The sequence below is a fragment of the Pseudarthrobacter polychromogenes genome (assembly GCF_014644495.1).
In the GTDB taxonomy this organism is placed as follows: Bacteria; Actinomycetota; Actinomycetes; order Actinomycetales; family Micrococcaceae; genus Arthrobacter; species Arthrobacter polychromogenes.
Map to the genome: position 1 here is coordinate 37,175 of NZ_BMKU01000005.1, position 20,864 is coordinate 58,038.

Below are 20,864 nucleotides of genomic sequence, written 5' to 3' on the forward strand. Positions count from 1 at the left end.
CCAGTCTAGTTTCATTAAAAACTGAGCATCCACTCAGCTTTTGTGTTAGCCTTGTCACGTCGGGCCGCACGGCCCCGGCGCCGTGTCCGCGGCGCTGACCATAACGAAGTGGGACTCATGCCATCTCTGACACGACGACAACTCCTTTGCGGTGGACTCGGCGCCTCCGCCTTTGCCCTTCTCACCGGATGCGCCACTCCGGGCACTGTTTCCGTCAATGCCGCACCTGCCATTCCTGCGGCCAGTACCGGTGAGAAGGTGACACTCACGTACTGGTCTTGGCTCAAGAATGTTCAGAAGGTCGCCGATATCTGGAACGCGAGCCACCCCAATGTCCAGGTTGAGACGGTCTGGATCCCCAGCGGCAACCGTGGTGGGTACTCCAAGCTTTACGCCGCGCTAGCGGCGGGCGGCGGCCCTGACCTAGCGCAGGTTGAAATGCGTACCGTTCCTGAGTTCATGCTCGTCAACGGGCTCGTGGATCTCTCGCGCTACGGTGCCCGTGAATACGCACACCTTTATGACCCCGCACTTTGGAGCCAGGTGAGCTTCTCCGGGGGCGTCTACGGCATCCCCCAGGACTCGGGGCCGATGGCCACGTTCTACCGCCCCGACGTCCTGGCCAAGGTAGGCGCGGCGGCACCGGTGACTTGGGAGGAGTGGGCAGCCGTTGGGAAGGAACTCCGCGGTGCCAACGCCTACATCGACTGCTTTTCTCTCGCGGACACCTCCTACTTCGTCTCTTTCGCCGCACAGGCTGGCGCTTCCTGGCTGCGCCCAGCCGAGGACGGATGGGTCATCAACATGACCGACGACTCAACGCTGAACGTCGCGCGTTTCTTTGACCGGGCAATCGACGACGGCATCGTCACCACCGCCTATGGACCCTTCACCCCCGGCTGGTACGCGGCGGCTGCGAAGGGGGAGCTCGCGTCGCTCACGAGCGGCAGCTGGGCCGATGCCCTTGTGCAGAGCGTCAGCGGCGGAGCGGGCAAGTGGCGCGTGGCGCCCATGCCCATTTGGGACCCCAGAGGGTATGGCTCAAGCTACCTCGGCGGCTCCACCGCGGCGGTCCTGGCTAACAGCAAGCACCCCCGCGAGGCCCTCGAGTTCGCTGTCTGGATGACGTCCACGCAGGCCGGCATCGACGCCGAGATCGCCAACAGTGGCATCGGATGGTCGCCCGTGCCGGGCATCATCGGTGCAAAGCGCGAGAGGCCCTCCGACTTTTTCGGGGGGCAGAACTACAACCAGGACGTGATCGTGCCGGCGAGTAAGTCGCAGAACATGGACTGGTCTTGGTGGCCCGTCACCACGCAGTCTTTCAACATCCTGGGCGACGGGTTCCGCCGTAAGGCATCGGGCACGAGCCTGGTCGACACCGTAGCAGCCGCCGAGCAGCAGATCATGACCGCCTTCAGGAACAAAGGTCTGACGATTAGGAAGGAGCAGGCATGAGCGCCACGGCAGATACCGCACAAGCACATCCGTCAGCACTCCAGCGGGAGGGGCACGGACGGGCAAGGCAGCAGCGCCGCGTCGTCACCCGTGCACCTTGGATACTGCTCGCGCCCTTCCTGGCGCTCTTTGCCCTCACGTTCATCTTCCCGATCATCGCTGCTGTCGGTTCGAGCTTTACGAAAGTGACCCGCAGTGGCCTCTTCGGCGAGACGGGCGTCCACTCCGGGTTTGCGGGGTTCGAGAACTATGCCCGCGCCCTCGGGGACGGTAGCTTCCTCGCCTCAATCGGCCGCGTGCTGCTCTTCGGCGTGGTCCAGGTTCCTGTCATGATCGCCCTATGTACAGTCCTTGCGCTCCTGCTGGAGTCGGCCTCGGCTAAGTGGCCCGGGTTCTTCCGCGCGGCCTACTTCATGCCGTATGGCGTGCCGGGTGTCATCGCGACCATTCTCTGGTCTTTTCTCTACGTCCCAGGTCTTAGCCCGCTCGTGGACGCTGCCACGTCCGTAGGCCTCACCGTGAACTTCCTCGGCCCGGACACCGTGCTGTGGTCCATCGCCAACATCGTTACGTGGAGCTACACGGGCTACAACATGCTCATCGTCATAGCCCAGCTTAAGTCGATCCCCGGCGAGATATATGAAGCTGCGCGCGTGGACGGTGCCGGGCCCTTCCGTGTCGCGTGGACCATTCAGCTGCCGCTTATCCGGCCCGCCCTCGTGCTCACTACGGTGTTCTCGATCATCGGCACGCTTCAACTGTTCGCCGAGGCGCAAGTCCTTCAGACTGTGGCTCCGGCCGTCGACAGCCAATACACCCCGAACCTCTCCGCCTACACCACTGCCTTTGCATACAACGACTACAACGTTGCCGCAGCCCAGGCCGTGCTCATTGCCCTCGCGGCCTTCATCCTCTCCTTCACCTTCCTCCGGTTCACGAACAGGAAGTCCTCATGACTGCCACTCCCACCCTTAGCCGGCCCCAGAGCGTCGCCGGGGAGCCCCCTGTGACCCGGCGCCGACGCCCGGGCTCCACAACGATTCTTGTCACGGGGCTGCTTGTCGTAGCCGCGCTCTACTTCCTGGTCCCCGTTTATTGGGTGGTGGTCGCTGCGACCAAGACCAGCGGAGACCTGTTCGCGACCAACGGTTTCTTGTTCGCGCCTAATTTCGTCCTGTGGGACAACCTGGCGAACGTCCTCTCCTACGGGGACGGCGTCTTTGTGCGCTGGTTCCTCAACTCAATTCTGTATGCAGGGGTTGGCGCATTGGCCGCGACGTACTTCGCCGCTGCTGGCGGCTACGCCTTGGCCAAGTACAACTTCCGGGGCAACAGTCTCATCTTCGGGCTCGTCCTCGGAGGCGTCCTCGTCCCCGGCACCGCCACGGCCCTGCCCCTGTTTCTGTTCTTCAGCCAGCTCGGCATCGCCAACACGTACTGGAGCGTCCTGTTGCCCTCACTCGTCTCGCCGTTTGGCCTGTTTCTGTGTCGGGTTTATGCGCAGGCAACAGTGGATCCGGCGCTGTTGGAGGCTGCGCGAATCGACGGCGCGGGCGAACTTCGCATCTTCCACTCCGTGGGGCTGCGGGTTCTCACTCCCGCCCTGGTGACGGTGTTCTTGTTCCAGCTCGTGGGCATCTGGAACAACTACTTCCTGCCGCTGGTGATGCTCTCCGACTCGAATCTGTTCCCCATCACGGTAGGTCTGAACAACTGGCTCAGCCAAGCCGACCGGCTACCGGAGTTCTACCAGCTGACCACCGGCGGCGTACTGCTGTCTGTCATCCCGCTCGCCATCGCCATGATCGTCCTTCAGCGCTTCTGGCGTGGAGGCCTCACAGAAGGAGCCGTCAAATGAGCCCCCGTCCAGCGGAGGCCACAGCCTCCACCGCCTACGTCACCGACCCGGGCCCGGGAGAAGGACGGCGAGTACCGGCCCGTTCCTGGCTTCGCACCGACGCCCCGTCCCTGTCCCTCGACGGGCAATGGCGATTCCGACTCCTCAAGGGAGTCCCCGGAACACCCGGCGGGCGTGGGGTGCTGTCCCCGGGGGAGGCCGCGGAGGCGATGGCCGCTGCGGAGTACGACGACTCTTCGTGGGCGTCGCTGACCGTACCCTCCCACTGGGTGCTCCAGGGCGACGGATCGTACGGCCGCCCGATCTACACGAACGTGCAGTTCCCGTTCCCAATCGACCCGCCGTTCGTCCCCGACGAAAACCCCACCGGGGACTATCGCCGTACGTTCGAGCTGCCCGACGGCTGGAAGGCCGACGACACAGGCGGCGAGAGCCGCGTCGTCCTGCGCTTTGACGGCGTCGAATCCCGGTACAAGGTATGGGTCAACGGCACAGAGATCGGATGGGGCGCCGGAAGTCGCCTCGCCCAGGAGTTCGACGTCACCGACGCTGTCAGCACCGGTACCAACACCATCGCAGTCCGCGTCCATCAATGGTCCGCTTCGAGCTACCTCGAAGACCAAGACCAGTGGTGGCTGCCGGGAATTTTCCGCTCCGTGACCCTCTTGTCCCGCCCGGCCGGCGGCATCGAGGACGTCTGGCTCCGGACCGGCTACAACGACGGGGCGGGGACCCTGGAACCGGAAGTGAAAGCGCCGGCATCGTCGTACCCTGTTCGCCTCCGCGTACCCGAGCTCGGCATCGACGTCGAGTGGGCCAATCCCGGTGATGTTGCACCGGTACCTGTTTCTGCCGTCGAGCCCTGGACCGCCGAAACCCCGCGGCTCTACGATGCGACCGTGGCCAGCAAGGCCGAGACGGTGTCACTGCGGATCGGCTTCCGCACCGTAGAAATCGTGGGAGACCAATTTCTGGTCAACGGACGCAAAGTGGTGTTCCACGGTGTCAATCGCCACGAGACCCACCCCACGCTCGGCCGCGTCTTCGACGAGGACTTCGCCCGCGAGGACCTCGCGCTCATGAAGCGCTCCAACGTCAACGCAATCCGTACCAGCCACTACCCGCCCCACCCGCGACTGCTCGAGCTCGCGGACGAGATGGGCTTCTGGGTAATCCTCGAGTGCGACCTCGAAACGCACGGGTTCGAGCGGCACGGCTGGGCCCGGAACCCGAGCGACGAGCCGATGTGGCGCGAGGCGCTCCTTGACCGGATCGAACGGACCGTGGAGCGGGACAAGAACCGTCCCTCGATCGTCATGTGGTCCCTCGGCAACGAGTCCGGCACAGGACAGAATCTCGCCGCTATGTCCGCGTGGGTGCATGCACGGGATGCGGGCAGACCAGTCCACTACGAGAACGACTACGCCGGCGCGTACACCGACGTGTACTCCCGCATGTACGCGACACTGCCCGAGGTGGAGACAATCGGCCGCGACGGCGACACCACACCGCTGCTGGGCTGCTCCCCTGCCGAGGGGGCGCGGCAGCGGACCAAGCCGTTTATTCTGTGCGAGTACGTCCACGCAATGGGCAACGGGCCCGGGAACATATCGCTGTACGAGGACCTCATCGCGAAATACCCGCGGCTGCACGGCGGGTTCGTCTGGGAGTGGCGCGACCACGGTATCGCCGCCCGTACCGCGGACGGCACCGAATACTTCGCCTACGGCGGCGACTTCGGCGAGGAAATCCATGACGGCAACTTCGTGCTCGACGGCCTCATCCTCTCCGACTCCACGCCCTCGCCGGGACTATATGAGTTCAAGACCGTCGTGGCGCCCGTGAGACTTGCCTTTGACGGGCTCGAGCCGGGCGGCAAGCCCTTTATACGGGTGACCAACCTGCGACACAGCGCGGATCTGGGAGACATGGTCTTTCGCTGGCGGATCGAGGACGACGGCGAACCAGTCGCCTCCGGTGAGCTCGCCGTCGATGGGCTCGACGGCGGCCCACTCACCCCTGGCGCCTCGGCCGCGGTCCCCCTTCCGGTGTCCGCCGAGGGATGCACTGGAGAGGTATGGGTGACCGTCGAGGCGGTCCTCGAGCAGGATGCCGGGTGGGCGCATTCCGGGCACGAAGTCGCCTCAGCGCAGGGCCGCCTCGCGTCGCCCGCGAGGCGCCCGCTGCCGTTTGCAGCCGGGCTCCCGGGCGGAAATTGGCGGCCGGGAGAAGGCGCCGGGCTCCTGGAGCTCGGGCCGGCAGTCTTCGATGAAGGGCGGCTCGTTACACTCGCTGGCCTCCCTGTGGATGGGCCCCGGCTTGAGCTGTTCCGGGCGCCCACGGACAATGACCGCGGCGAATCCCGGGGCGGATACATCGACACCGACCCTTGGGCACCAGACGCAGACGGCATCCCGGGTGTAGGAGCTCCCGGGCCTTCGTCGGCAGCGCGTTGGCACGCGGCCGGTCTGGACCGGCTGCACGGGCGTGTTGAGGCAGTCGAAGTGCTCGATGACCGTGCCCTCCGCGTGCGCACCCGGTACGCCGCGGCGGACCAGGTGCGCACCGTCACCGTCGAGGAGCAATGGATTCTCGACCCCGAAGGTTTGTGGCTGCGGGTGGACATTCTGCCATCCTCCGATTGGGACGGTGTGTGGCCCCGTGTCGGTGTGCGGTTCGGGCTGCCCGCCGACGTGGACGCGGCGTCATGGTTCGGGCTGGGACCGCACGAGTCCTACCCTGACAGCCTCGAAGCCGCGCTTGTGGGACGGTACGCAGCCGGGATCGATCAGCTCGCCGTGCCGTATGCGTGCCCGCAGGAGACCGGTCACCGCGGAGGTATGCGCTCCCTCGACCTGCTCCGGGGCTCGGAGCCGTGGGTACGGGTAGACGCGTTCGCGGACTCGCGGGGCCGCCTGCCGGGCTTCACCCTGAGCCGGTACACGGCCCAGGAGCTCGCCGCGGCCCGGCACCCGCATGAGCTGCCCGCGGCCACGCGTTCATGGTTATACCTCGACGCGGCCCAGCACGGGCTCGGCACTCGCTCGTGTGGCCCGGATGTCTGGCCCGAGTCCGCCTTGGCGCCGGAGGCGCGGACGCTCACCTTCCGCCTGGCGGCCTCCGAATGACCAGCCTCGTGATGTCCAGGATGAGCGCCGATACCGTTCCGATCTCAGGTAGGCAGACCACGCTGCGCTGCGGCCCCTACACCGCCGAAATAGCCAGCGTCGGTGCATCGTTACGCTCCTTGCGCTACAACGGCAGGGACCTGATTCTCCCCTTTTCGGAACATCAGGTCCGCCCCGCCTACCGAGGGGCAGTATTGGTGCCTTGGCCTAACAGGGTTATCGCGGGACGGTATAAATTCGAAGGCGTGGAATACCAGCTCGGTATCAACGAACCGAGCCGGGGCCACGCACTTCATGGCCTATTGGCCTGGGAAGACTGGTGCCCGGTTAAATCCGACGAGTCCTCGGCCATTCTGTCCACCGTCGTTCAAGCGAGGAGCGGTTACCCCTTCCGCCTGGACGTACAGGTGTCCTACCAGCTGGACTTTTCCGGGCTGCACACCACTGTTACAGCCACCAACACCGGCCCCGGCTCAGCACCTTACGGGGCCGCCGGGCACCCATACTTGGTCGCCGGGGAGGGCCGGGTCGACGACTGGATTCTCGAGCTGCCCGCACGAAAAGTGCAGCAAGTCACCCCGGACCTTTTGATACCTACAGGAGTTAGCGACGTTTCAGAGGACCGACACTACGACTTTGTTGCCCCCCGCCCCATCGGTTCCATAACACTCGACCATGCCTTCACTGATCTCGTACGTGACAACGAAGGTTACTCAACCGCACGCCTGACTACATGGGACGGGTCCGGAACTTCGATGACATGGGGTCGGGACTGCCCCTGGGTGCAGATACACACAGCCGACCTCCCAGATGCGGAATCCAGCAGAGCCGGCCTGGCAGTAGAACCAATGACCTGTCCGCCTAATGCCTTCAACACCAGGACAGACCTCATAGTCCTCCTCCCGGGGCAGAGTCATACCGCGAGCTGGAACATCGAAGCGATACCAGCCAACCCAACCCACACCCGCTCATGAAAATCCTGGTCACAGGGGGCACGGGCTACATCGGTTCCCACACCGTTCTTTCCCTGCAGGAAGCCGGCCACGACGTGGTCGTCATCGACAACCTGGTCAACTCCAGCGAGGAATCGCTGCGCCGCGTAGCCGAACTCAGCGGCAAGACCGCAGAGTTCCACCACGTCGACCTCGTGAACGAGGCAGCCATCGACAAGGTCTTTGCCGGCGCAGCCATCGACGCCGTCATCCACTTCGCTGGCCTCAAAGCGGTGGGCAAATCTGTGCGGGAGCCGTTGAAGTACTACTACAACAACCTTGTAGGCACTCTGAACCTGATCCGCGTCATGGACAGGCATGACGTCCGCTCCATCGTCTTCAGCTCCTCCGCCACCGTCTACGGCGAACGCAACCCCATCCCCTATGTGGAAAAGATGGAGATCGGGGCCAACAACCCCTACGGGCGCACCAAGGAACAGATCGAGGACATCCTCTCCGACCTCGGCGCTGCCGACCCGCGCTGGCACATAGCCCTGCTGCGCTATTTCAACCCGGTAGGTGCACACCCATCCGGACGGATTGGCGAGGACCCGCAGGGTATCCCCAACAATCTGGTGCCGTTCATCGCCCAAGTGGCCGTGGGCCGCCGCGACAAGCTCATAGTCTTCGGGGGCGACTACGACACCCCCGACGGCACCTGCCTGCGCGACTACATCCACGTGGTGGACCTCGCGGAAGGGCACATAGCGGCCCTGAACCATATCGCGGACACCACCGGCGTGTTCCGCTGGAACCTCGGCTCCGGCAAGGGCTCCTCCGTCCTAGAGGTCCTGCGCTCCTTTGAGAAGGCCGTGGGCAAGCCCATCCCCTACGACATCACCGGCCGCCGCGCCGGAGACCTCCCTGCCTTCTGGGCCGACGCCACCTCCGCGCTGGCCGACCTCAGCTGGTCCACCACCAAGACCGTGGACCAAATGTGCAAAGACCACTGGCGCTGGCAAAAGAACAACCCCCAAGGCTATATATCCCACCGCGAATGAACTGTAGGAGCAGTGGATAAATGCAGACAGAGAATTCCACCTGCACCGACTTCCACGAGCATGTACCCACGCAGCACGATTCCATCACCATCCACGTCCACACGCGATCCCACTTGGAGGCCGCCGTGGAGGCCGCCGTCCAACAACTCTCTGCTCGTGCGAGGTACCGGAAGCAGGGAATTCTGGTAACCCGGACGGCTCCTGGAACGGTCATCGTAAGCCTTGACCCAAATGTTCCCTACGGCATGAGCTACGAACGAACAACCTGGTAGTACACGAAGGCGATAGGCGAAATCAGCCTCATGCCTGTCTTGGGCTTTTCTGATGGCCCCTTTCCAACATGGCAACTGAACCTAGGAATCACGCATGAAAATTGGAATCCTCACCAGCGGTGGTGACTGCCCCGGACTGAACGCGGTCATCCGCGGCGCCGTACTCAAGGGCATCGCCATCCACGGCCACGAATTCGTGGGTTTCCTCGACGGCTGGCGCGGCGTGGTGGAGGGCGACATCATCGACCTTCCCCGCACCATGGTCCGCGGTATCGCCAAGCAGGGCGGCACCATCCTTGGCACGTCCCGCACCAACCCGTTCGACAACGGCGGCGGCCCGGAGGTCATCAAGGCCCACATGGACCGCCTGGGCATCGACGCGATCATCGCCATCGGCGGTGAGGGAACACTGGCCGCCGCCAAACGCCTCACCGACGCCGGACTGAAAATCGTGGGCGTACCCAAGACCGTGGACAACGACCTCGACGCCACCGACTACACCTTCGGCTTCGACACCGCCGTGCAGATCGCCACCGAAGCCATCGACAGGCTCCGCACCACCGGCGAATCCCACCACCGCTGCATGATCGCCGAAGTGATGGGCCGCCACGTGGGCTGGATCGCGCTGCACGCCGGCATGGCCGCAGGCGCCCACGCCATCCTGATCCCGGAACAAAAAGTCAGCATCGAGCAAATCACCCAGTGGGTAAAGGAAGCCCACCACCGTGGCCGCGCACCCCTGGTGGTCGTCGCAGAAGGCTTCATTCCCGAACATATGGACGGGGCCTATTCCGAGCGCGGCCTGGACACCTTCGGCCGTCCCCGCCTGGGCGGGATCGCCGACCAGCTCGTCCCGGAACTGGAAGCCCGCACCGGCATCGAAACCCGCGCCACTATCCTCGGCCACATCCAGCGCGGCGGCGTTCCGTCCGCCTTCGACCGGGTCCTGGCCACCCGGCTCGGCATGGCCGCCATCGACTCGATCATGCAAAGCAAGTGGGGCACCATGGTGGCCCTCAAAGGAACGGAAATTAAACACGTCAACTTCCATGAAGCTCTGGGCCAGCTCAAGACCGTCCCGCAGCAGCGCTACGACGAAGCCGCCGTCTTGTTCGGGTAGACGCTCAAAAGACAAACATCATTCGCGAACGTTATGCTCCCCGTCACAAAGTTGCTCAGCGTTCTGCTGCATGAAGCTCGAGGACGACATGCAAACAAGCACGACGCCGAATCAAGACTAAACAAACATCCACTCTTTCGCACCGTGGCAGCCTGTTGACGACTGGACTGTGCTGACCGGCCAGGACGTCGAAGTCCACACTCACGGCAGCATGACCGACCGCGGGCGCGTCGAAGCTGTCATGGCCGACGGATCTCTACTGTGGTTGATGCAGGACGGAGCCCACAGCCGGCGCGTCATAGAACAACAACCAGGAACGTACATCCGCCGTACCTGGAACTGACAGCGATCGTGTCGAGGGGAAACTAGATCTGCGCACTCAAGCTTCGACGACCAGCGGCTCCCACCCCATGGCGTCCGGATGGTGTAGCTCCGAGGCCGTCTCGTCATTGAAGAGCACACCCCAACCTGACGTCAGGCTTACCCGACAAAAACGTCAGATTGGAGTCCACTTCAGGCATTCCGGACATACCTTCGGGAGGGCCTTAGGTCTCAACCTGACACTCATCTCGCCGTGTCTGGACCGGCCTGTCCGCTACACCAGGCCCTGAATCGGAATGCAGCACCGGAGACCACTCCCCACCGCCTCAGCCCTTCCGGTCCGCCCGGTACGCGCTGGGGCTTACCCCGTGCAGGCGGCGGAACTGGCGCGAGAAATAGAACTGGTCGTTCAGCCCGATGTCCCGGCCCACCTCCGCAATCGTCAGGTCTGTTGTGTCAAGCAGGAGCCTGGCCCGGGCCATCTTCAGCGCCGTGTGGTGGGCCAGCACTCCCCCGCCCGTCGCCTCCCGGAACAGCTTGCTCAAATGCGACGGCGAAACACCCACCACCCTGGCCAGGTCCGGCAGGCGGATGGCGCCGTCCACCCGGTCCTCGAGGAACTTCATGGCCTGCTGCAGCGGTGTTCCCTGTTCCGGGAGGCGGCGGTCCACCGCCAGGATGGCCAGCAGCTTCCAGGCCATCCCGGCCGTGGCCACCAGGCGGGCCGGCGACTGGTCCTGCTCCAGGGCAGTAATGATCTCGTCCAGCATGGCCGTCAACCGGTCCACGGCCACCAGCGGGATGATGGGCCGGCCGGCACGTACCCCGGATTCTTCAACGAGTTCGGCAACATCGGAGCCGCGGACGTGGCACCACCAGATGGTCCAGGGGTCCCCAGCAGAGGCACCATAGGCATGCGCCTCACCGGTGTTGCCGGGAAGTACGACGGCGGTTGCCTTGCCTACGTCGTACCGCGCACCGCCGGTTTCCACCCACCCCGCGCCCGCGACGCAGAGGATGACGATGGTTTCTTCCGCGCCCTGGGGACGGTATCGCCCATGCTCCCCGGCGGCGGGAAAAACGCCGGCGTCGGTGACCACCAGCCGCCGCGTAATGGGACGCTCCAGCGCCTCCCGGACCAAGGGCCGGGGAACAACCACCAGGCGCTGGTTGGGAAACCCCGTTGCCCGCTCCACCCCGCACTCCTTCCGCCACGAAGTGTCCATGCTATGGCACAAGGCGGCAGCTCAAGCGGGCTCCTCCGTCCACCCGGTCCACTGGAGGAGCTCCACTTTGTCCAGGGAAACCAGGTCACCGGCAACCGCGTCCCGCCGGCGCTGCGCCTCGGCCGGCAGTCCAACCTGCGCATCCTTGGCGAGCGGCAGGATCTGAAGCCGGACGTCCGAGCCCGGGCATATCCCGGCGTCGTTGGTTTCGATGATCCAGGGGGAACCGTCCCAGAACCTGTCCCCCACCACAGTCCCGTCAACCACCAGGCGGGAAACGTCCCCGGCCCAGGCAACCTGCAGTTCCGTGTGCTCCCCGGACAGTACCGCCGCGCCCAGGTCCACCGCATAGACGGCTGCCAGGTCATCGATGGAAGAGCCGGTGGGCGCGGCAGCGCGGCCGGCGAGCGAACCGAAGGACGCCGGGACCGTCTTCGCCGCACGGATCCGCTCGGCAGGCAGCGGCCGGCGAAGGGGTTCAGGCGTCGCGGCGCTTGTCCGTACGTCCTCGAACCGGCCCGCCGCGGTGGAGTAGCGCCGGACATCGGATTCTCCCTGCGACCTGCCGGCCAGGCGGCCGTCCGCACCAACCCACAGCGGGTCTGCGGACAGGACCAGCTGCCGCCCGTGCGGTGTCTCCAACGCCCACGCCTGGTCAGCCAGGTGGGAGGGCAGGACCAGGATGGCCGCAGAGCCTTCGGCCGAGGTCGCCGTCAAGGTCACGGGCTGGGTTGCGTCAATGGAGTACACGCCCTCGCCCAGCGCTGTTACCGGACCATCCACAACGGTTCCTTCCGGCAGGCACAGCTGCGGCACTATTCCTTCTTCTGCAGCGAGGACCAGCGTGGGCGCACCATCCGGATCCAGCAGGGTCAAGGCCGACGCCGTCGCCCAGCACAGGCGGACACCTGCCACTTCCAGATCAACGGGCCAGCGCGCGATGGTTCCCGCAGGAATGGTGAGGCCCCTGCGCGGAAAATTGAGCGTTTCCCCGTCCAGGAGGAGCGTAAACCGGGCCCCTGTGTAGTCCGGCAGCGGGATGTGGGGCTGGTGCCAGGTGATAAACAGGAAACCGGACCGGCCGTCCGAGCGCATGGCCCAGCGGAGCGTCTCCCTGTCATCAATGCTTGCAGGAAGGTTGTCCGGCAAAGTGGACGGCATCGGGGCGAGCCGGGCACCGAAGGCCGCCAGGAACGCGTGCTGCTTCCGCAGCTCGGCGAAGCCCGGCGCCAGCCGTCCGGCCGCACCAATGGGCGCGTGGAAGTCGTAGTCAAACACCGGAAGATCGTTGGGGTAGCCCGTTGCCTGCGACTCCTGCATTCCGCCCGGCGGATTCGTTCCGCCCGTGAACATGTAATAGCCCTGCCACCCGGAGCCGCTGCCGATCTTGTTGTTGGCTACCGCGGCAACATCCTTGCCGCTGGGCCACGGCCGCCGCTGGTAGGCCGTTGCCATGCCGCCGGTGAGTTCGCACGTTGCCGGCGGATACAGCGTGGACGGGGAACGGGACGGTGCCGCGCCGCTGCCCGAGAAGTGTTCACGCAGGTCCGCACCGATCCCCGCGTCATCCCACTCGTGGCTGAAGAAGTAATGCTCCCGGAAGGTGGGGTCCCACGGGGCGTCGGCATCAACCCAGAAACCGTCCCCGTAGCCACCGAACACCGGCAGGACGTCATCCTCCGGGATGTCGGCTGCGCCCCAGGCTGTTGCCGTCCAGACAGGTGCGCCCAGCCCTGCCGCCCTGGCCAGTTTCTTGAGCTCCGTGATGTGCCGGGGCTGGTCGTAGAGCTCATTTTCCAGCTGGATGCCAATGACGTTGGTGTCCGGGCCGGTGAGGCCGTCCAGTTCCCTGCCGATGCGGGTGAACCAGCGCTCCACCATGGCCAGGTAGGCGGGGTCATTGGTCCGGTGTGCCACCGGCGCGGCCTGCACCCAGTCCGGGAAGCCACCGTTGCGGACCTCGCCGTGGCACCACGGGCCTAGCCGCAGCACCACGTCCAGGCCAACGTCAGCGCAAAGCCGGACGAACGCGCCAACGTCCAGGTTGCCGTCAAAGCGGGCCTCGCCCTGGGCCGGCTCGTGATGGATCCAGAAGATATAGCACGCCACCACGGTGATGCCGCCGGCCTTCATCAGCCGCAGCCGCTCTTCCCAGCGGGACCGGGGCAACCGGCTGTAGTGCAGCTCCCCGGAGACCGGCACCGCAGGGACGCCGTCGTGTTCCATGTACTGGCTGGTGAGCCGCCACCTTTTGTGGCGGTCCTCGGTGTTACTCATGGGCGGGGACTGCAGTGCCAGCTCGTGCGGCCGGTGGGCGGCGCTGAGCATCCCGGCGCTGAACATTTCATCGCTGCCCATCCCCGCACTGCGCATCCCAACGGTCCCTTGTTCGTTCTGCATGGAGATTCTTTCAGCTTGTGGGGGCGGTAAGGATGCGGCGGTTCATGCGGAGTTGCCACGCTTCGTCGGCCCACATCGGGTGGTGCGGCGCGGCGTTGGAACACAGCACCATCCCCCAGACCCCGTGGTCCAGCGCCGCCCGGATGCCGCGTTCGGCGAGGTCGCGCCCTACGGGCCCCTCCTCGAAAGTACCGTGAAGCGGGGTGTAACCGATCCATCCTTCACCGACGACGGCCGGGACGTTCTTCCAGCGCGCCCAGGCGGCGATGGCAATGACCCGGGATTCGATTTCCCGCCTCATGACCTCCCTGAACTCGCCAAACCCGTTGTAGAGCCAGGCGTCCCACGCATCCGGATCAATCCAGTCGTACCCGTAGAACATCTGGTCCGTGACCACTGTTGCACGGTATTTCCAGTCGGCCAGCCGCCCGTATTCTGCCACGGAGGGTGCGCCGGGCCGCAGCAGGGCGGCCAGGGCAGGGTTGGGAAAGGCAGGGTTGGGAAAGCCGGCGGTACCCTCGGACCTGATGTCGATCTGCTGCTGGAGGGCATCCAGCACGCCGTAGCTGTAGACGTGGAACTGGGCTGCTCCCAGCCCGTCCGGGACGGTGTGCATGGCCAGGTGCGGAGGTTTGCCATAGCTCGCCGTGACCAGAAGGTCGGGATGGAGTTCCCGCAGGCGCTCCAGTTCCTTGGTGCCGCCCTCCGCGAGCGCGGGCAGGATAGAGAAGTCCACCTCGTTGTGCAGTTCCACCATGGCGATCCGGTCCCGGTGCCCCGCAGTTGTCAGCGCCCCGATGAGCCTGTCCCACGCGTCCGCAAGGACCCGGTACCTGTCCTGGAGCGGGACGGCGTCGATCGCCTCGAACCACCGCGGGGATCGGGCGAAGGCCGGCGACTGCTGGTATTCCCAGCTGGCGAGTATCACCACCAGGCCGTGGCGGGAGGCGGCGTCGAAGAGTTCCAGCAACCGTTCCTGCAGGTTGAGGCGGTAGCCGCCGGGAGCGTCGTACCAGCGGGTGCCGCGGCCGTAGAAGCCGCCGTCCGGCGCGGTTCCGAGCCCCTCGATCTCCAGGTCAGCGGCCAGGTCATCGAGGCCGAGCGCGCCGAAAAGGAGCAGCGGCGCGGCGCAGATGCGGATGGTGTTGTACCCCAGCTGCGCAGCCTTCGCACAGGCAGCGTCCAGGTCGGCGTACGGACCGCCTTCCTCCGCCCGCGTGTACCAGGAAAAGTCCCAGAGGCTGATGGCCAGGCGGGAGGGAAGGTGCGACGGCGGCGCGCCCGTCAGGGATGCAGCGTCAGGATCGCGTTCCATGGTTCCGGATCCGAGGTATCTCGGTGCGTCGGTCAAGAGTTTGCCTTTTCTTTGAGGTGGGAGCGGCCTTCTGCGGCCAGCGTGCGCAGGAGTGCAGCTGCTTCGAGGCGGGCGCCGGCCGCGTCCGTGGTGAACAGCAGGAGCTCGGGCAGGGATGTTGCAAAGTAGTCAGGCACTGCGGGAGCGGTTTCCAGTTCCTCGGCCCGGGCGTCGAGTTGTTGCCAGATCCGTTCGGCGTCAGCGCGCCTGCCCAGCCTGCTGCAGGCGACGCCTTTCCAGTAGTCGGCGGGTCCCGCCGGAGCGGGGCCTGCGGCCAGCGGGGAGCCTTCCCGGCAGGCGTGGTTCCATGCCTCGGCTGCCGCTTCAGCGTCCCCTGCCCGGCTGAGGGCGTCCCCCAGCGCCACCAGCCGCACGGCCAGGCTCCCGGCAGGGTGCCGCCCTTCGCCCAGGTTCGCGGGCGCCTCCATGCCCTTCCGCAACAGGTCGACGGCCGCCGTCGGACTCTGCTCAATGAGCGCGCGTGCAACCTCCACGGAGGCGCGGTCATAGGCCGCCAGGGCCAGTCCTTCGCCTCCCTCGAACGGCTGGAAGTTGCGGGTGGTCATGATGCCCAGGGCTTCGTCCGCCCGGTCGGCGTCAACCAGGAGGTTGGCATAGAGAACGGTGAGGTCGTCGCGGTGGAACACAGCGGCGCCGTGCCGTTCGATGGCGTCGAGGCGCTCCTGGACTGGCACGCCCCGGAGGCCAGCCAGCACGGAACGCTCGAACACCAGCCGGGCATCATCAGGACCCAGCTCCAGCGCACGCTCGAAGAAGGAGTCCGCAGCTGCCGCGTCCCCACCGGTGTTCACGTGAGCGATCGCGGCATTCCGCCAGACCACGGGGTCCTCTGAGCCGTTTGCCATGGAGGCCTGCAGGTGGACAAGCGCTTCCGGGGTGCGCCCCGCGTCCAGCAGCCAGCAGCCCAGCAGTCCGTGCGCCACCGCGTCCTTGGGATAAGCCTGGAGGGCGCGCTGCAACGCGTCATAGTGGTCCAGTCCATGGGGGAAGGCATAAGTGGTGTCGCTCCGCCGGGCAGCCGCCCGTTCCCCCCACGCCGCTTCCGGGTCCAGCAGCTCGTCCAGCCAGCCGGCACGGAGGTAGCGGCGGAGGGGCTCCGGGTTGCCGAACCCCTTGTCGCCGGACCGGGCCGGCTGCTCCGTCAGGTCCAGGGCCAGCTGCCACTGCCCCGCGCTGGCCAGCCAGCACGCCACGGTCAGCGGTGTCTTGGGGTCCGAAACGTCAAGGGAGCCGTCAAGCGCCAAGGCCACCGGGTCCAGCGGGTCGGCATTGAGGATGCGCTGAAGCTGGCGTGCGGCCTCGTCCCCGCGACCCAGCTGGCGCAGCGCAAGGCAGAGCAGGTGCTTTGCCGCAGGGCTGGCCGGGTCCAGCCCCAGCGCCGCTTCGGCCTGCCGGAGGGCTTCGGCTGGTTGCCCCGACCGGAGGGCCAGGCGCGCCATCGCTAGGTGGGCCGGATGCGCCCAGGCCCTGTCCCAGGCGGCTTTCGCAAAGTGTTCGGCAGCCCTGTCCGGTTGACCGGTCCGCTCGAGCACCAGGCCGAGCCGGTAGCTGGCCTCGCCACTGGGCGGATTGAGGTTTCGGAGGGTCAGCCGGGCCAGTGCGTTCTCCAGCAGCCTCCGCGCTTCCGCGTACTGGCCGGTGGCGTATCTCGCTGCACCCAGTGCGATCGATGCGCGCGAATCCATGGGGTCCCGCCGGAGCATTTCCTCGAAATAGGGCAGGGGCGATCTGGTGGGGTGCCGGTTCTGGGCCAGGTGTGTTCCGGTGACGTAGAGCTCTTCCTGGCTTTCAATCTCCGCCGGCAAGCCGGGCTCGGTGGCCACCCTCGGCTCCTCCGGGGCATCGCCTGATCGGGGTGGGGACCAGGCATCGCCGGACCGGGGCGGGGACCACGACAACAGCTCCGCTCCCCCATCAAGGACCCGGAGCGTGAGGTCAGCAGCCTCAACCGGGCCGTCAAGACCGCACACTTCCGTGAAGGGGTGGGCCGGGGAGATCCGGGCATTCCAGGACCGGATGGCCTGCCCGTGGTGTTGAAGCACCACCGTGGCATTGGCCCGGTCCGCTGTGCTGGAGACCCCCACTGTGGCGTTGCGCCCTGCGTTGTCCAGCTGGAGTGAGACGGCGCCGTCGAGGTTCGCCTGGTGCGCCGGGCCCATCTTGCGGATCGGGTACCAGAACTCGCTGAAGGTGCGGGTCTCGCCAGGGGCGAGGTAGCTGAAGTCGGGCTGGTTGTCCGTGAAGACGCCGGACATCAGCTCAACGTAAGGGCCGTCGTCGTCCGTTAAGTGTGCGTCCCATGCCTTGCCCACCGGACCGTTGCCCCACGTCCACTGCTTCTTGCCCGGGGAAATGCCGCGGTCCGCCCAGTGGACGAACCCGGCATCCGCCTCATGGTCGTAGCCGCCGAAGAAGCTGTCCCTGGTGTCGGTGACCATGTAGGAGGTGGGGACGGGAATGTTGGCATAGAAGTCGATGCGGTCCGCATCCGGATGGCCTTCCCCTGCCAGGGCGGGATAGTCCACGCCGTAGTAGGGGCGGTCCGCGCGGGGGAAAGCCGTGATGGCCCGGCGGGCATGGTCGGCCACGTAGCGGACATCCGCCGGGAAGAACGACTGGTACTTGTCGTGGACGCGGGCAGCAGCGTTCGCCCACCAGAGGAAGGTCTGCGGCACGTCCGTGCAGTTGTAGAGCCGGGCCTCCACCTCGATCAGCGAACTGCCCGGGCGGAGCCGGACACCGTGGGTCCCCCGCATCCGCTGCAGGGGGTCGAGGTCGCTGTGCCACACCACCACCGCCCCGTCGGCGCCGCGCTCGATGGATGTTTCCACGGGAAGGAACGTTGCCGGGCGGTGGTGCTGGGGCCAGTTGAACTCCACGCCTCCGGAGATCCAGGGCCCAGCAAGGCCCACCAGGCCCGGCTTGATCACGTTGTTCCGGTAGAAGAAGTCGTACCCGGCCGTCTTGTCGAAGCCGATGTGGATGCGGCCTCCGATCTCCGGCAGCAACATGAGCCTCAGGTATTCGTTCTCCAGGTGGATTGCCTGCCAGAGCCGGGGTGCCTTCGAGCCGGCGATGCTGTCAATGAACGGCATCGGGTAGACCTTGCCGCTGGACCCCTGGTACACGCGGCGGTCCAGGAACATCGGGTACCGGTCCGGCACGCCGGGAGCGTAGGTGTCGATCGAGACCGGCTCGTTCCAGCAGGCAACACCGCCGGCCTCCAGGACGGCCTGCTGGTCCGGCGGCGCGTCGGGCAAATGAATCTGGCTCTTGAAGTGGTTGGAGTCCGTCACCTCTTCAGGCTATGGACAAACGCCACGGCTGCCCATGGCAGAAAAGTTCAACTATATGGACGATCTTCTTCGCAGCACGGCCACGCGCGGACTCAGCGGAAATCAGCCGTTGAATCCTTGGCGACCTCCAGGAGCGTTGTCTGGAAGGCAATTTCGGCAGCAGCACGGACCCTGTCATGGCGGTGCGCCAGCAGGACCCGCCTTGACGGGGCCGACGAGCCGAGCGAAACGATGCTCACGCCGGGGTGTTTATTGACGACGGCGGTGCGGGGCGCCAGCGCGATGCCCAGTCCAACACTCACCATGGCCTGTGCTTCCTGGTAGTCATTGGCATGGAAGGCGATCCGGGGCGTGAATCCTGCAGCGCTGGCACTGCGCTGCAGGACCTCCACTACCGGGTGTTCCTGGCCGCGGACAATCCATTCCTCGTCCGCCAGGTCCGCCATGTCCACCTGCTTCCGGCGGGCCAGGCGGTGGTCTTTGCCGACGATCAACGCTGTTGCGTCTTCGAACACCGTGGTCAGCGCAAAGTCCTCCGAATTCATCCGGTTCCATTCGTAGTCCCACAGCAGGGACATTCCCACCTGGCCGTTCTCCAGCATCTCAATCAGGTCCTCGAACCGGCTGCTGCGGACATGCAGCTCGATGGCCGGGTATTCCTTCTTGAACCTGCTGATGACGACGGGGAGGAAGGAACCACCCAAAGTGGGGAAGGTTCCCATGGTGAGGCTGCCCCGGTTGAGGCCCGCGATTTCCGCGAGATCCGCCTCGGCCGCTGCCATCTGCCGGAGGATGCGGCGCGTGTGGGCGGCCAGGACGTGTCCGGCATCCGTGGGGACCATGCCGCGCGTCTGCCTTTGCAGGAGGGGCTGTCCAATTTCGGCTTCCAGGCGCCTCAGCTGCTGGGAGACCCCGGACGGCGAGTACACGTGCTTTTCCGCCGCAGCGGTGATTGAGCCGAGCTCCACGACATCAAGGAGCAATTCGAGCCTGCGGACGTTCAACATGGTAGCCCTTCGATTGAAGTGTTTATTACATACCCCTCAGTATTCTAATCCGATACTTCATGCGGAGCGGAATATAGCACCCTGCTGGGGGTGGAGGAACGAGCCTGTCACCCTCAGGGGCATGAAATGTGCCTCAACCGGCCTTTTGATTGAACTAAAAGTGCATGCCAGTGCATAATTTGGCGTTTGTAATTCATACGAGGCTCGGATCACACTTGTGAATGCCGATACGGCGTGACGGCCCAAGGAAGGGCCCAAGAGATGTGAAGGGCAATCATGTTTAAGATCCCAGCAGTGTGGATGCGGGGCGGAACCAGCAAGTGCTGGGTCTTCGAATGGGACAACCTCCAGGTTCCCGGAAAAAGCGTGGACGAAGTTCTCCTCCGCCTCTTTGGCAGCCCCGACCACCGCCAGGTGGATGGAGTGGGCGGCGGGACGTCCACAACAAGCAAGGCCGTCATCCTGTCCCGCTCCGTTGGCGAGGAAGCCGACGTCGACTACACGTTCGCCCAGGTGTCCATCGATGAACAGAAAGTGGACTGGGGAAGCAACTGCGGCAACTGCTCGGCAGTGGTAGCCCCGTACGCCATCGAACGGGGCTGGGTTGAACCCGGCCAGGAAAGCACATCGGTCAGGACGCTGAACACCAACACCGATCAGCTCATCCTGCAGAAGGTCCCCACCCCCGGCGGCGAGCTCCAGGATCCTGGCACGCAGCTGATCCCGGGCGTTCCTTTCCCCGGACTTTCGGTGGGCATGGGTTTCCTGGATCCCGCAGGGCGCACCACCGGGAAGCTGTTTCCCACCGGAGAGCCGCTGGACAAAGTCACGTTTGATGGCCGTCAGGTTCCCGCCACGCTCATTGACGCCGGCGCCCCGCTGATCATCCTCGACGCCGTATCCCTCGGGCTCACAGGCCACGAAACTGCGGTGACCATCGACAGCCAGGCGGCGTTGCTGGTGCACCTTGATGACGTCCGCAGGGATGCCGCCGTCCGGATGGGCCTTGCCGCCAGCCGGGCAGAAGCTGAGCGGGCCATCCCCAAGCTCGCGATCGTGGCCAGGGCATCGCCCGACGATGAGGCTGACCTCATTGTCCGAATGCTGTCCATGGGCAAGCTCCACCCCGCCCTCGCGATCACCGGCAGCGTGGCCCTGACCATGGCCGCCCAGCATGAGGGCACCGTGGTCCGGGACCTGCTGTCCACAGATCCGTCCTCAGGGCTGACCATGAGGACACCGGCGGGCCTGGTGCAGACCTGGGCTGAAGTGCGTGACGGCGTCCCCGTTGTCGGCACCCTTCGCAGCGCCCGCCGCATCGCTGACGCCGAACTGCTGCTTCCACAGACCTGGTAAACGACCACCCACAACAGCCTCCCCTCCCAGCTGCGCCAAACCGGTGTTTCATGG

14 protein-coding genes are annotated in these 20,864 nt (G+C 65.6%); 9 read left to right on the plus strand and 5 right to left on the minus strand.

Annotation, left to right across the window (positions count from 1 at the left end):
* The first annotated feature begins 117 nt into the window (after positions 1 to 117).
* The 8 genes from IEX43_RS09515 to IEX43_RS09550 all read left to right on the plus strand — a co-directional run bounded on the left by IEX43_RS09515 (position 118) and on the right by IEX43_RS09550 (position 9,829).
* Positions 118 to 1,458 (plus strand): ABC transporter substrate-binding protein, encoded by a 1,341-nt coding sequence (locus tag IEX43_RS09515; protein WP_028271803.1) that lies wholly within the window; start codon positions 118 to 120, stop codon positions 1,456 to 1,458.
* Positions 1,455 to 2,414 (plus strand): carbohydrate ABC transporter permease, encoded by a 960-nt coding sequence (locus tag IEX43_RS09520; protein ID WP_188810509.1) that lies wholly within the window; start codon positions 1,455 to 1,457, stop codon positions 2,412 to 2,414. Before IEX43_RS09515 ends, IEX43_RS09520 begins: the two co-directional genes overlap by 4 nt.
* Positions 2,411 to 3,316, plus strand: a complete 906-nt coding sequence (locus IEX43_RS09525) for a carbohydrate ABC transporter permease (RefSeq protein WP_134165682.1) — start codon at positions 2,411 to 2,413, stop codon at positions 3,314 to 3,316. Before IEX43_RS09520 ends, IEX43_RS09525 begins: the two co-directional genes overlap by 4 nt.
* Positions 3,313 to 6,444 (plus strand): glycoside hydrolase family 2 TIM barrel-domain containing protein, encoded by a 3,132-nt coding sequence (locus tag IEX43_RS09530; protein ID WP_188810511.1) that lies wholly within the window; start codon positions 3,313 to 3,315, stop codon positions 6,442 to 6,444. The genes IEX43_RS09525 and IEX43_RS09530 overlap by 4 nt, the downstream gene beginning before the upstream one ends.
* The gene (locus IEX43_RS09535; protein WP_308422222.1) at positions 6,441 to 7,418 is read left to right on the plus strand and encodes an aldose 1-epimerase family protein; all 978 of its coding nucleotides are present in this window, start codon (positions 6,441 to 6,443) and stop codon (positions 7,416 to 7,418) included. Before IEX43_RS09530 ends, IEX43_RS09535 begins: the two co-directional genes overlap by 4 nt.
* Entirely contained in the window at positions 7,415 to 8,437 is a 1,023-nt protein-coding gene (galE, locus tag IEX43_RS09540; protein ID WP_188810513.1) for a UDP-glucose 4-epimerase GalE, read from the plus strand. Before IEX43_RS09535 ends, galE begins: the two co-directional genes overlap by 4 nt.
* 20 nt (positions 8,438 to 8,457) lie before the next feature.
* Positions 8,458 to 8,709 (plus strand): hypothetical protein, encoded by a 252-nt coding sequence (locus tag IEX43_RS09545; RefSeq protein WP_043438973.1) that lies wholly within the window; start codon positions 8,458 to 8,460, stop codon positions 8,707 to 8,709.
* A gap of 94 nt (positions 8,710 to 8,803) precedes the next feature.
* Positions 8,804 to 9,829 carry an ATP-dependent 6-phosphofructokinase gene (locus tag IEX43_RS09550; protein WP_188810515.1) on the plus strand — a complete coding sequence of 342 codons (1,026 nt, stop codon included), beginning with the start codon at positions 8,804 to 8,806 and terminating at the stop codon, positions 9,827 to 9,829.
* 647 nt (positions 9,830 to 10,476) lie between these two features.
* On the opposite strand, the gene IEX43_RS20455 is transcribed toward IEX43_RS09550, so the two are convergent.
* The 5 genes from IEX43_RS20455 to IEX43_RS09575 form a co-directional block, all read right to left on the minus strand.
* Complete coding sequence (locus IEX43_RS20455; RefSeq protein ID WP_188810517.1) at positions 10,477 to 11,346, minus strand: helix-turn-helix transcriptional regulator; 870 nt, start codon at positions 11,344 to 11,346, stop codon at positions 10,477 to 10,479.
* A 51-nt stretch (positions 11,347 to 11,397) separates the two neighbouring features.
* The gene (locus tag IEX43_RS09560; RefSeq protein WP_229666391.1) at positions 11,398 to 13,776 is read right to left on the minus strand and encodes a beta-galactosidase; all 2,379 of its coding nucleotides are present in this window, start codon (positions 13,774 to 13,776) and stop codon (positions 11,398 to 11,400) included.
* A 10-nt stretch (positions 13,777 to 13,786) separates the two neighbouring features.
* The gene (locus IEX43_RS09565; RefSeq protein WP_188810519.1) at positions 13,787 to 15,127 is read right to left on the minus strand and encodes a cellulase-like family protein; all 1,341 of its coding nucleotides are present in this window, start codon (positions 15,125 to 15,127) and stop codon (positions 13,787 to 13,789) included.
* Entirely contained in the window at positions 15,124 to 18,447 is a 3,324-nt protein-coding gene (locus IEX43_RS09570; protein ID WP_188810520.1) for a DUF5107 domain-containing protein, read from the minus strand. Before IEX43_RS09570 ends, IEX43_RS09565 begins: the two co-directional genes overlap by 4 nt.
* A 92-nt stretch (positions 18,448 to 18,539) precedes the next feature.
* On the minus strand, positions 18,540 to 19,454 hold the full coding sequence (locus tag IEX43_RS09575; protein WP_188810522.1) for a LysR family transcriptional regulator: 915 nt from the start codon (positions 19,452 to 19,454) through the stop codon (positions 18,540 to 18,542).
* Positions 19,455 to 19,730: 276 nt separating this feature from the next.
* Between IEX43_RS09575 and IEX43_RS09580 the strand changes: the two genes are divergently transcribed.
* Positions 19,731 to 20,810, plus strand: coding sequence for a PrpF domain-containing protein (locus IEX43_RS09580; RefSeq protein ID WP_188810524.1), 1,080 nt, complete (start codon positions 19,731 to 19,733; stop codon positions 20,808 to 20,810).
* Positions 20,811 to 20,864 lie beyond the last annotated feature (54 nt).

Excerpts from the sequence above, each read along its gene's own strand:
- IEX43_RS09515 (WP_028271803.1), top strand. The coding sequence starts at position 118 with ATGCCATCTCTGACACGACGACAACTCCTTTGCGGTGGACTCGGCGCC.
- IEX43_RS09520 (WP_188810509.1), top strand. The coding sequence starts at position 1,455 with ATGAGCGCCACGGCAGATACCGCACAAGCACATCCGTCAGCACTCCAG.
- IEX43_RS09525 (WP_134165682.1), top strand. The coding sequence starts at position 2,411 with ATGACTGCCACTCCCACCCTTAGCCGGCCCCAGAGCGTCGCCGGGGAG.
- IEX43_RS09530 (WP_188810511.1), top strand. The coding sequence starts at position 3,313 with ATGAGCCCCCGTCCAGCGGAGGCCACAGCCTCCACCGCCTACGTCACC.
- IEX43_RS09535 (WP_308422222.1), top strand. The coding sequence starts at position 6,441 with ATGACCAGCCTCGTGATGTCCAGGATGAGCGCCGATACCGTTCCGATC.
- galE (WP_188810513.1), top strand. The coding sequence starts at position 7,415 with ATGAAAATCCTGGTCACAGGGGGCACGGGCTACATCGGTTCCCACACC.
- IEX43_RS09545 (WP_043438973.1), top strand. The coding sequence starts at position 8,458 with ATGCAGACAGAGAATTCCACCTGCACCGACTTCCACGAGCATGTACCC.
- IEX43_RS09550 (WP_188810515.1), top strand. The coding sequence starts at position 8,804 with ATGAAAATTGGAATCCTCACCAGCGGTGGTGACTGCCCCGGACTGAAC.
- IEX43_RS09560 (WP_229666391.1), bottom strand. The coding sequence starts at position 13,776 with ATGCAGAACGAACAAGGGACCGTTGGGATGCGCAGTGCGGGGATGGGC.
- IEX43_RS09575 (WP_188810522.1), bottom strand. The coding sequence starts at position 19,454 with ATGTTGAACGTCCGCAGGCTCGAATTGCTCCTTGATGTCGTGGAGCTC.
- IEX43_RS09580 (WP_188810524.1), top strand. The coding sequence starts at position 19,731 with ATGTTTAAGATCCCAGCAGTGTGGATGCGGGGCGGAACCAGCAAGTGC.